We start from the raw sequence: 12,088 nt of genomic DNA, 5'->3' as shown, positions 1-12,088 counted from the left end.
CCCACTGTAGTGCTGCCGTGCCCAAATGCCTATCTGCGAGGACTGACCGAGGCCGAAATGGGCGGCGGTCTGGCGCGAGGAAAGCTGATGCTTGTGCATGTACTCAAGGACTGAGCGCTTGTAGGTCGCACTGTACCGCTGGCCTGGTTTGCGCAGGCTGAACTGACCATGCTTCTGGAACGCGCAGACCCAGCGCCGCAGCAGGCTGAAGTCCACTGCAAATCGCTGAGCGACTGTTCTGAACCCTTTGCCATCCTCCAGGTAGGCCTGAACAGCGGTGAGCTTGAATTGATCTGAATACTTGCTCATGTGAACACCCCAAGAAATTGGATTTGTGTCCAACTTCTTGGGGGCAGTCCACTTGTGTGGGAGCTGGCTTGCCTGCGATAGCATCCCCTCGGTGTCACTGATACACCGAGGCGCCTGCATCGCAGGCAAGCCAGCTCCCACACAAGCCCGTCACACCTCGCTTTGCGCCGTCTAGTCCAAGGCTTTCCAGATCTCGGTCGCATATTCCCGGATGGTGCGGTCCGAGGAGAACCAACCCGTGCGTGCGGTATTGAGCACCGCCGAACGCCACCATTCCTTGGAATCATGCCAATGGGCCTCGACCCGCGCCTGGGCGTCCCAGTAGGAATCAAAGTCGGCACACACCAGGAAACGGTCGTAGTAGATCAACGAGTCGATCAGCCCCACATAACGGCCCGGATCGTCCGGCGAGAACACCCCGCCACGGATCGCTTGCAGCACGTCGTTCAGGCGGTGGGAGGCGGCAATATCAGGGCTGGCATTAAATTCTCCGGCCTGTTTGCGTGCTTCGACCTGCTCGGCACTCAGGCCGAAAATGAACATGTGCTCGCCGCCGATGCGTTCGTGCATCTCGACGTTGGCGCCGTCCATGGTGCCGATGGTCAGCGCACCATTGAGGCCGAACTTCATGTTGCTGGTGCCCGAGGCCTCGAAGCCTGCGGTGGAGATCTGCTCCGACAGGTCGGCCGCCGGAATGATGTTTTCTGCCAGGCTGACGTTGTAGTTGGGCAGGAACACCACTTTGAGCAAGCCACGCACGGTCGGGTCGTTGTTCACGGTGCGGGCGATGTCGTTGGTCAGCTTGATGATCAGCTTGGCCTGGTGATAACTGGCCGCTGCCTTGCCGGCGAAGATCTTCACCCGTGGCACCCAGTCCACTTCGGGCTCGGCGCGAATCGCCTGGTACAGGGCGACGGTGTGCAGCAGGTTGAGCAACTGGCGCTTGTATTCGTGGATGCGCTTGACCTGCACATCGAACATCGCCGCCGGGTTGACCGAAATGCCCAGGCGCTCGTGGATGATGTCCGCCAGCACCCGCTTGCTGTGCAGGCGCTGCTCGGCGAAGGCTTTGCGAAAGGCGTCTTTCTCGGCGAAGGTTTCCAGCTCTACCAGGCGCTGTTCCATGTTGTCGAGAATGTCCGGCCCGAGGGCCTCCACCAGCATCGCGGTGAGCTTGGGGTTGGCCTGGAACAGCCAGCGGCGGAAGGTAATGCCGTTGGTCTTGTTGTTGATACGGTCGGGGTAGAGCTTGTGCAGTTCGGAAAACACCGTGCTGCGCATCAATTGGGTATGCAGGCCGGAAACGCCGTTGACGCTATGGGAACCGAGAAACGCCAGGTTGCCCATGCGTACGCGGCGGCCGTTGTCTTCCTCGATCAGCGATACGGCGCGCAGTACGTCAAAATCGTGAATGCCCTTGGCCCGCAGCGAGTCGATGTGCTGGGCGTTGATCAGGTAGATGATCTGCATGTGCCGGGGCAACATGCGCTCCATCAGGCCCACCGGCCAGGTTTCCAGGGCTTCGGGCAGCAAGGTGTGGTTGGTGTAGGACAGCGTCTCGACGGTGACCTGCCAGGCCGCATCCCAGGCGATATCGTGCAAATCGACCAACTGGCGCATCAATTCGGCCACGGCGATCGACGGGTGAGTGTCGTTGAGCTGGATCGCCGCGTGTTCACCCAGGCTCAGTACCGAGCCGTGCATGTTTTTGTGGCGGCGCAGCAAGTCTTGCAAAGAGGCGGCAACGAAGAAGTATTCCTGGCGCAGGCGCAATTCCTGCCCTGCTTCGGTGCTGTCGGCCGGGTAAAGCACCCTGGAGATGCTTTCAGCACGGGCCACTTCGGCCACGGCGCCCAAATGGTCGCCGGCATTGAAGCGCTCCAGGTGCAGGTCTTCCACGGCCCGCGCACGCCACAAGCGCAAGGTGTTGACGCTGGCACCGCGCCAGCCAACGACCGGAGTGTCGTAGGCCACTGCGCGCACGGTCTCGCTGGGCGTCCAGACCTGGATTGATTTGCCGGACGCATCCAGCACAGTCTCGACGCTGCCGCCAAAGCCGATCGGGTAAATCACCTCGGCGCGCTCGAACTCCCAGGGGTTACCGAAATCCAGCCAGCGTTCGGTCTGTTCCTGCTGCCAGCCATCGACAATCGCCTGGCGAAACAGGCCGTGCTCGTAGCGAATACCATAGCCATGGCCGGCGATACCCAGGGTCGACATGCTTTCCATAAAGCACGCGGCCAGGCGGCCCAGGCCACCGTTGCCCAGGGCCGCATCGGGCTCCAGCAGGCGAATGCGCTCCAGGTCCACGCCCAACTCGCCTAGAGCTTCGCGCGCCACCTCCAGCAGGCCGAGGTTGCTCAGGCTGTCAAACAGCAGACGGCCAATCAGGAACTCCAGGGACAGGTAATACACCCGCTTCTGCCCGCGCCGGTAGATATGCCGGGTATGGTCCATCCAGTGATCGACCATATGGTCGCGCGCCGCCAGGGCGATGGCTTCGAACCAGTCGTGGTCGAAGGCGTGATCGGGATCCTTGCCCACCGCGTAAGTGAGTTTGGTCAAGACGGCATCGCGAAATGCGGCTACCTCTGCTTCTCGTACAAGCGGTTCCTGAGACATCGGTGCGACCTCGGGCGAGATAGAAGAAGGGAAATCCTAGAGCCTAGACGGTCTGACAAACGGCATGGCTGACGGTTCGGCAGTTTTTTCACTGATTGCCTGGCGCAGGAATTAGATGCAGGGGCCGTGCCCAACTCAGGCAGCGAATCAGCCTTTGAGCCGAAACCCGCAAAATATTGTTCAAAAAATCACCAATCCCGGTATGATCGCGCGCCCGGACAAAGCCCCTCTTGGAAACCTGATGAAGCCTCAACTGATCGCCGCCGCGGAACTCGACCGTCTCGAAACGTGGCAGAAATACTCCAGCCACATGTGCGGCGGCTGCACGTCCAACTGCTGCACCCTGCCGGTTGAGGTGAAGATCAAGGATTTGATCCGCATTGGCATCGTCGACGAATTCGAGCGCGGTGACCCGCCGAAGAACATCGCCAAGCGTTTGCAGAAGGAAGGCATCGTCGAGCGTTTCAACTCCAAATCCGAGATCTTTACCCTGCAGCGCATGAGCAACAACGACTGCCTGTACCTGGATCGTAAGACGCGCTTCTGCACTATTTATGACAAGCGCCCGGATACCTGCCGTAACCACCCGAAGATCGGGCCACGGCCGGGGTATTGCGCGTACAAGCCCAAGGAAGTGGTGCGTGAGACCAAGTTCAAGACCCTCGACAAGTTCTGATCCAAGTTCTTTATTGCTTGAACTAGCGCCTTCGCGAGCAAGCCCGCTCCCACATTCGACCGCGTTTTTTCAGGATGAATGAGGTCAAGTGTGGGAGCGGGCTTGCTCGCGAAGGGGCCGGCACAGCCACTGCAAATATTGCAGGCATAAAAAAACGCCCCCGGCCTTTCGACCGGGGGCGTTTTTATTCAGCTAGAACCCAGTATCAGTTCTTGGCCTTTTTGGCAGCGCGGGTACGCTCGCCTTCGTCCAGGATCTTCTTACGAAGACGGATGGACTTCGGCGTCACTTCGCACAGCTCGTCGTCCTGGATGAATTCCAGGGCCTGTTCCAGGGTGAAGCGAACAGGTGGAACCAGGGCGATGGTTTCGTCTTTACCCGAAGCACGCATGTTGTCGAGCTTCTTGCCTTTGGTTGGGTTGACGCCCATGTCGTTGTCACGGCTGTTCAAACCAACGATCTGGCCGTTGTAGATCTCTTGACCGTGTTCAACGAACAGCTTGCCACGCGCCTGGAGGGTTTCCAGGGAGTAGGTCAGCGCCTTGCCGGTTTCTACCGATACCAGAACACCGTTCTGACGGCCGGACATATCGCCGGACTTCATGGTGTCGTAGCGATCGAAGATCGAGGTCAGGATGCCAGCACCGTTGGTCAGGGTCAGGAACTGGTTACGGAAACCGATCAGACCACGAGCAGGGATGTTGTATTCCAGACGCACACGGCCTTTGCCATCCGGCACCATGTTGGTCAGGTCGCCCTTACGCAGGCCCATCTCTTCCATCACCTTGCCCTGGGATTCTTCCGGGGTGTCGATGGTGACGTTCTCGAACGGTTCCTGCTTCACGCCGTCAACGGTACGGATGATCACTTCCGGACGACCAACGCCCATTTCGAAGCCTTCGCGACGCATGGTTTCGATCAGTACCGAGAGGTGCAGCTCACCACGGCCGGAAACCTTGAACTTGTCAGCCGAGTCGCCTTCTTCAACGCGCAGAGCAACGTTGTACAGCAGCTCTTTGTCCAGACGTTCCTTGATGTTACGGGAAGTCACGAACTTGCCTTCTTTACCGCAGAAAGGCGAGTCGTTTACCTGGAAGGTCATGGAAACGGTTGGCTCGTCAACGGTCAGAGGCTTCATCGCCTCGACAGTGTCCGGCTGGCACAGGGTGTCGGAGATGAACAGCGAGTCCATGCCGCTCACGCAAACGATGTCGCCGGCGAAAGCTTCTTCAACGTCGATACGGTGCAGGCCGTGGTGACCCATCAGCTTGAGGATACGACCGTTGCGCTTCTTGCCGTCGGCGCCGATAGCCACAACCGGGGTGTTCGGCTTGACGCTACCACGAGCGATACGGCCAACGCCGATAACACCCAGGAAGCTGTTGTAGTCCAGTGCCGAGATTTGCATCTGGAACGGACCGTCACGGTCAACTTTCGGTGGTGGCACGTGGTCAACGATCGCCTGGTACAGCGGGGTCATGTCTTCCGCCATGGCGGTGTGTTCCAGACCGGCAATACCGTTCAGGGCCGAAGCGTAGATCACTTGGAAATCAAGTTGCTCTTCGGTAGCACCCAGGTTGTCGAACAGGTCGAAGATCTGGTCCAGAACCCAGTCCGGACGCGCGCCTGGACGGTCAACCTTGTTGATGCACACGATCGGACGCAGGCCGGCTTCGAAAGCCTTCTTGGTCACGAAACGGGTTTGCGGCATAGGGCCGTCTTGAGCGTCAACCAGCAGCAGAACGGAGTCAACCATCGACATTACACGTTCAACTTCGCCGCCGAAGTCGGCGTGGCCCGGGGTGTCCACGATGTTGATGTGGTAGCCGTTCCAGTTGATGGCGGTGTTTTTCGCCAGGATGGTAATACCGCGCTCTTTTTCCTGGTCGTTGGAGTCCATCACGCGCTCGTCGTTGAGCTCGTTGCGCTCCAGGGTGCCGGATTGACGCAGGAGTTTGTCTACCAGGGTGGTTTTACCATGGTCAACGTGGGCAATGATGGCGATGTTACGTAGATTTTCGATCACTTGTGTATCTCGATCAGAGGATTCGGTGTGCTGACAGGTCGTGGCAGCGATTAACAGTAGAGTCAGGCCTTGCCGTTACAGCTTGACGGCAGAGTCGGGGGGCCGGTGACGCAGGCCACAGGCAAACAGCCCCGGGCTCTTAGCTCGGTCGATAAACGCGCACATTGGCATGCCCCTCACTGAGCAAATGGTGGGCATGCAGGCGACTCATCACGCCTTTGTCGCAATACAGCAGGTACTGACGGCTGTTATCCAGTTCCTTGAAACGCGCGTTCAGTGCATAGAACGGCAGCGTTTGCACGTCGATGCCAGCGATTTCCAGCGGCTCATCCTCAGCGGCATCCGGGTGACGGATGTCGATGACGATCTGGCCGGCCAGGGCCTCGCTGACTTCTTCGATCTGCACATCCTGGCCCAGTTCATCGATTACACGATCAATCGGCACCAGTTTGGCGTTCTCAAGCGCTCGCTCCAGAATCGCCATGTCGAATTCTTTCTCTTCATGCTCCACGCGGTAGCGCTTGGCATGGGTCTTGGGGTTCACCGAGATGACCCCGCAGTACTCTGGCATGTGCTTGGCGAAATCCGCGGTGCCGATTTCGTTGGCCAGGTCGATGATGTCCTGCTTGTGGCTGGCGATCAGCGGGCGCAATACCAGCTTGTCGGTCACGCAGTCGATCACAGACAGGTTCGGCAGGGTCTGGCTGGAGACCTGGGAAATCGCCTCGCCGGTCACCAGCGCTTCGATTTGCAGACGGTCGGCGATTCTCGACGCTGCGCGCAACATCATACGCTTCAATACGACGCCCATATGACCGTTATCGACTTTTCCGAGAATTTCTCCCAGGACTTCCTCGAACGGTACGCTGACAAACAGTACACGTTGGGAGCTGCCGTACTTCTTCCAGATATAGTGCGCGACTTCCATCACGCCCAATTCGTGTGCACGCCCGCCCAGGTTAAAGAAGCAGAAGTGGCTCATCAGGCCGCGGCGCATGATCTGGTAGGCCGCCACGGTGGAGTCGAAACCACCGGACATCAATACCAGGGTCTGCTCCAGCGCGCCCAGCGGGTAGCCGCCGATGCTGTTGTGCTGGCTGTGGATCACATACAACCGTTGGTCGCGAATTTCGATACGAACTTCGATTTGCGGCTCTTTGAGCGAAATTCCAGCGGCGCCGCACTCACGACGCAGCTTGCTGCCGACGTATTTTTCGACGTCCATGGAGCTGAACGGGTGCTTGCCGCCACGCTTGCAACGCACGGAAAAAATCTTGCCCGCCAGCTGGGCGCCGTAGTGCTGCTTGCACTTCTCGGTGATGTCGTCGAAATCGCCCAGCGGGTACTCGTCAATCTGCAGGAAATGCGCGATGCCCGGCATGCAGCTCAGGCGCTCGGTCATATCTTTCAAGGCTTTAGGGTCGGTAACGCGGGTTTCCAGTTCGAGATTGTCCCACACACCATTCACCACCACAGCCGGGTCCAAGTCACGGAGCACGGCGCGGATATTCTTGGCCAATTGACGGATGAAACGCATCCGTACCGGTCGGCTCTTGATGGTGATCTCGGGGAAGACTTTAACGATTAATTTCATGGAAACAGCGCGCACAGGGCCAGCCGAAAAAGGGGGGCGCGGATTATAGCGGAAATAGCTCAAGGTTTAACCAGTTAATATACAAACGGCATGCAGCGCACCAAACAGGTGCATTTGCAGAGGATTGCGCTACATTGCAGTGCGCTATTTTTGCCGTTTTGACGGTTTGCACCTTTATAGGGGCGATTTTGAGGCAAAAAACCCATGTCGGGGCACTGGCATGCAATTTGCTCTCTTGTGAGGCAGGTTGCCATGGCGGACTATCCGCGCCGGCATCACCCACATTCTAAGGGCTACTCCACTACCCAAGCCCGAAGCCACCCGGAGGACACTATGTCGAAGTCGGTTCAACTCATCAAAGATCATGACGTTAAATGGATTGATCTGCGCTTCACGGACACCAAAGGCACTCAGCACCACGTGACCATGCCGGCTCGCGACGCGCTGGATGACGCCTTCTTCGAAGAAGGCAAAATGTTCGACGGCTCCTCCATTGCTGGCTGGAAAGGCATCGAAGCCTCCGACATGATCCTGATGCCGGACGACTCCACTGCAGTCCTCGACCCATTCACCGAAGAGTCGACCCTGATCATCGTCTGCGACGTGATCGAGCCTTCGACCATGCAAGGCTACGACCGCGACCCACGTGCGATCGCCAAGCGTGCCGAGGAATACCTGAAGTCGACCGGTATCGGTGACACTGTATTCGTGGGCCCGGAGCCAGAATTCTTCATCTTCGACCAAGTCAAATTCAAGTCCGACATCTCCGGCTCCATGTTCAAGATCTACTCCGAACAAGGTTCGTGGATGTCCGACCAGGACGTGGAAGGCGGCAACCATGGCCACCGTCCAGGCATCAAAGGTGGCTACTTCCCAGTTCCGCCGTTCGACCACGACCACGAAATCCGTACCTCCATGTGCAACGCCATGGAAGACATGGGCCTGGTCATCGAAGTGCACCACCACGAAGTGGCCACTGCCGGCCAGAACGAAATCGGTGTGAAGTTCAACACCCTGGTAGCCAAGGCTGACGAAGTCCAGACCCTGAAGTACTGCGTACACAACACTGCCGTTGCCTACGGCCGTACCGCTACTTTCATGCCTAAGCCTCTGTACGGCGATAACGGTTCGGGTATGCACGTTCACTTGTCCATCGCCAAAGACGGCAAGAACACCTTCGCTGGCGAAGGTTATGCCGGCCTGTCGGACACCGCCCTGTACTTCATCGGCGGTATCATCAAGCACGGTAAGGCCCTGAACGGCTTCACCAACCCGTCGACCAACTCCTACAAGCGTCTGGTCCCAGGTTTCGAAGCACCGGTAATGCTGGCCTACTCGGCTCGTAACCGTTCCGCTTCGATCCGTATTCCTTACGTGTCCAGCCCGCGTGCTCGCCGTATCGAAGCCCGCTTCCCGGATCCAGCAGCCAACCCGTACCTGGGCTTCGCTGCACTGCTGATGGCTGGCCTGGACGGCATCCAGAACAAGATCCACCCAGGCGACGCCGCCGACAAGAACTTGTACGACCTGCCGCCTGAAGAGGCCAAGGAAATCCCACAAGTGTGCGGCAGCCTGAAAGAAGCCCTGGAAGAGCTGGACAAGGGCCGTGCGTTCCTGACCAAAGGCGGCGTGTTCAGCGACGACTTTATCGATGCCTACATCGCCCTGAAAAGCGAAGAAGAAATCAAGGTCCGCACCTTCGTACACCCACTGGAATACGAGCTGTACTACAGCTGCTGATCCGGTAGCGCTGCTTAACGTGGCGTGACAAAAAGACCTCCTTCGGGAGGTCTTTTTTTGCCTGGAATAATGACGATCCACCTTTGCAAACCCCATCAAGCCAGCCCCTACAGTTTGATTGGGTGCTTTCAGGAAATATTTGATCGATGAACAGAATGCAGTGATTCGCACTATATTGGTGCGATAGGTTGCACCCACGCCCACAGGCCAACCCATTTTGGGTCGAAATCTCCCGAACTGGCTGGCAGAGCGCCATTGTTTCGCGCCTCAAGCCCTTATTTCAGGGCATTTACGCTTCTTTTCGGAGCCTTGGTTTGGTTTTTGCATTTTCCTGGTATCAGCGTGAGCCTCAAGCCCGCGCCTTGCTCCAAAAGAGGTCCTAATGACCATCAGCGACGCACTGCACCGCTTGCTACTCGACAACCTGACCACCGCGACCATCCTGCTCAATGACCAATTGCGCCTTGAGTACATGAACCCCGCGGCAGAGATGCTGCTGGCCATCAGCGGTCAGCGCAGCCATGGACAATTCATCAGCGAGCTGTTCACCGAGTCCGCCGAGGCCTTGAGTTCGCTGCGCCAGGCCGTGGAGCAAGCCCACCCGTTCACCAAGCGCGAAGCGATGCTCACCGCCCTCACCGGCCAGACCCTGACCGTTGATTACGCGGTCACGCCGATCCTGAGCAAAGGTGCGACCCTGCTGCTGTTGGAAGTCCACCCCCGTGATCGCCTGCTGCGGATCACCAAGGAAGAGGCGCAACTGTCCAAGCAAGAAACCAGCAAGATGCTGGTGCGCGGCCTGGCCCACGAGATCAAGAACCCCCTGGGCGGGATTCGCGGCGCCGCACAGTTGTTGGCCCGCGAGCTGCCGGATGAGCACCTCAAGGACTACACCAACGTCATCATCGAGGAAGCCGACCGCCTGCGTAACCTGGTGGACCGCATGCTCGGCTCCAACAAGCTGCCGTCGCTGGCGATGACCAATGTGCATGAAGTGCTGGAGCGCGTCTGCCAGTTGGTGGAGGCCGAAAGCCAGGGCTGCATCACCCTGGTGCGCGACTATGACCCGAGTATTCCCGACGTGTTGATCGACCGCGAGCAGATGATCCAGGCGGTACTCAATATCGTGCGCAACGCCATGCAGGCCATCAGCAGCCAGAATGAGCTGCGTCTGGGCCGCATCAGCCTGCGCACCCGCGCCCTGCGCCAGTTCACCATCGGCCACGTGCGCCATCGCCTGGTGACCAAGGTCGAGATCATCGACAACGGTCCGGGCATCCCGGCCGAACTGCAGGAAACCATTTTCTTCCCGATGGTCAGCGGCCGCCCGGACGGTACCGGGCTGGGCCTGGCCATTACCCAGAACATCATCAGCCAGCACCAGGGCTTGATCGAATGTGACAGCCATCCCGGCCACACGACCTTTTCGATCTTTCTGCCACTGGAACAAGGAGCCCCATCGACATGAGCCGTAGTGAAACTGTCTGGATCGTCGATGACGACCGTTCCATCCGCTGGGTCCTGGAGAAAGCCTTGCAACAGGAAGGCATGACCACCCAGAGCTTCGACAGCGCTGACGGGGTGATGAGCCGCCTGGCACGCCAGCAGCCTGATGTGATCATCTCCGATATCCGCATGCCCGGCGCCAGTGGCCTGGACTTGCTGGCGCGGATCCGCGAGCAGCATCCGCGCTTGCCGGTGATTATCATGACCGCGCACTCGGACCTCGATAGCGCTGTCGCGTCCTACCAGGGTGGTGCCTTCGAATACCTGCCCAAGCCATTCGATGTCGATGAAGCGGTGGCGCTGGTCAAGCGCGCCAACCAGCACGCCCAGGAACAGCAGGGCCAGGCCGTCGTGCCCACACTGACCCGCACCCCGGAGATCATCGGCGAAGCGCCGGCAATGCAGGAAGTGTTTCGCGCCATCGGGCGCTTGAGCCACTCCAACATCACCGTGCTGATCAACGGTGAGTCCGGCACCGGCAAAGAGCTGGTCGCCCATGCCCTGCACCGTCACAGCCCACGGGCCGCCTCGCCGTTCATCGCCTTGAACATGGCGGCTATCCCCAAGGACCTGATGGAGTCCGAGCTGTTCGGCCATGAAAAAGGCGCGTTTACCGGCGCGGCCAACCTGCGTCGTGGCCGTTTTGAACAGGCGGATGGCGGCACACTGTTTCTGGATGAAATCGGCGATATGCCGGCCGATACCCAGACCCGGCTGCTGCGGGTGCTGGCTGACGGTGAGTTCTACCGCGTGGGTGGCCACACGCCGGTCAAGGTCGATGTGCGGATCATCGCCGCGACCCACCAGAACCTGGAAACCCTGGTACACGCCGGGAAGTTCCGGGAAGACTTGTTCCACCGCCTCAACGTGATCCGCATCCATATTCCACGGATGTCGGACCGCCGCGAAGACATCCCGACCCTGGCCCGTCACTTCCTCAGCCGCGCGGCCCAGGAGCTGGCGGTGGAGCCCAAGTTGCTTAAGGCGGAAACCGAGGAATACCTGAAGAACCTGCCGTGGCCAGGCAACGTGCGCCAGCTGGAAAACACCTGTCGCTGGATCACGGTGATGGCGTCCGGGCGCGAAGTGCATATCAGCGACCTGCCACCCGAGTTGTTGAGCCTGCCGCAGGATTCGGCGCCGGTGACCAACTGGGAACAAGCCCTGCGTCAATGGGCCGACCAGGCTTTGGCCCGTGGCCAGTCGAGCCTGCTGGACAGCGCCGTGCCAACCTTTGAGCGGATCATGATCGAGACCGCCCTCAAGCACACTGCCGGCCGCCGGCGTGACGCCGCCGTGCTGCTGGGCTGGGGCCGCAACACCTTGACCCGCAAGATCAAGGAATTGGGGATGAAGGTTGATGGCGGGGAGGATGACGAGGGAGAAGAGGGCTGAGCACAGCCCTCCAGGCCACTGAAGATCCCCCCTGTGGGATCTTCATCCTGTCGCGGGATCGTGCACCGCTTCAACGCACCGCGAACCGGCATCGCGCACAAACCCAGGGTCGTTTTCACATAAATCCTGAACGCCGAAAACACAAAAGCCCCGTAAATCGGGGCTTTTCGCTTTCTGGATAAGATTTTTTGCACCCTCAGCCAACTCTGGCACGCACCCT

8 protein-coding genes are annotated in these 12,088 nt (G+C 59.1%); 4 read left to right on the top strand and 4 right to left on the bottom strand.

Annotation, left to right across the window (positions count from 1 at the left end):
- Positions 1–309, bottom strand: a 309-nt coding sequence (locus tag FJD34_RS20815) for a helix-turn-helix domain-containing protein (protein WP_170233109.1), incomplete at its 3' end; no start/stop codon positions are given.
- Between the two features lie 171 nt (positions 310–480).
- Complete coding sequence (locus tag FJD34_RS20810; RefSeq protein WP_032862270.1) at positions 481–2,931, bottom strand: glycogen/starch/alpha-glucan phosphorylase; 2,451 nt, start codon at positions 2,929–2,931, stop codon at positions 481–483.
- A 241-nt stretch (positions 2,932–3,172) separates the two neighbouring features.
- On the opposite strand from FJD34_RS20810, the gene FJD34_RS20805 reads away from it, so the two are divergent.
- Positions 3,173–3,607: a YkgJ family cysteine cluster protein gene (locus tag FJD34_RS20805; RefSeq protein ID WP_029295922.1), complete on the top strand. Its 435-nt coding sequence runs from the start codon at positions 3,173–3,175 to the stop codon at positions 3,605–3,607.
- 205 nt (positions 3,608–3,812) lie between these two features.
- On the opposite strand, the gene typA is transcribed toward FJD34_RS20805, so the two are convergent.
- Both typA and thiI read right to left on the bottom strand, forming a co-directional pair.
- Positions 3,813–5,633 (bottom strand): translational GTPase TypA, encoded by a 1,821-nt coding sequence (gene typA / locus FJD34_RS20800; protein ID WP_024072901.1) that lies wholly within the window; start codon positions 5,631–5,633, stop codon positions 3,813–3,815.
- Positions 5,634–5,772: 139 nt separating this feature from the next.
- Positions 5,773–7,227 (bottom strand): tRNA uracil 4-sulfurtransferase ThiI, encoded by a 1,455-nt coding sequence (gene thiI / locus FJD34_RS20795; protein ID WP_032862272.1) that lies wholly within the window; start codon positions 7,225–7,227, stop codon positions 5,773–5,775.
- A gap of 333 nt (positions 7,228–7,560) precedes the next feature.
- On the opposite strand from thiI, the gene glnA reads away from it, so the two are divergent.
- The 3 genes from glnA (at position 7,561) to ntrC (ending at position 11,868) form a co-directional block, all read left to right on the top strand.
- Positions 7,561–8,967: a glutamate--ammonia ligase gene (gene glnA / locus FJD34_RS20785; RefSeq protein ID WP_032862273.1), complete on the top strand. Its 1,407-nt coding sequence runs from the start codon at positions 7,561–7,563 to the stop codon at positions 8,965–8,967.
- 382 nt (positions 8,968–9,349) lie between these two features.
- Positions 9,350–10,435 carry a nitrogen regulation protein NR(II) gene (gene glnL / locus FJD34_RS20780; protein ID WP_032862274.1) on the top strand — a complete coding sequence of 362 codons (1,086 nt, stop codon included), beginning with the start codon at positions 9,350–9,352 and terminating at the stop codon, positions 10,433–10,435.
- Entirely contained in the window at positions 10,432–11,868 is a 1,437-nt protein-coding gene (gene ntrC / locus FJD34_RS20775; protein WP_032862275.1) for a nitrogen regulation protein NR(I), read from the top strand. The genes glnL and ntrC overlap by 4 nt, the downstream gene beginning before the upstream one ends.
- Positions 11,869–12,088 lie beyond the last annotated feature (220 nt).

Source organism: Pseudomonas brenneri, from assembly GCF_007858285.1.
In the GTDB taxonomy this organism is placed as follows: Bacteria; Pseudomonadota; Gammaproteobacteria; order Pseudomonadales; family Pseudomonadaceae; genus Aquipseudomonas; species Aquipseudomonas brenneri.
This window is presented reverse-complemented; position numbering and strand designations above follow the sequence as displayed.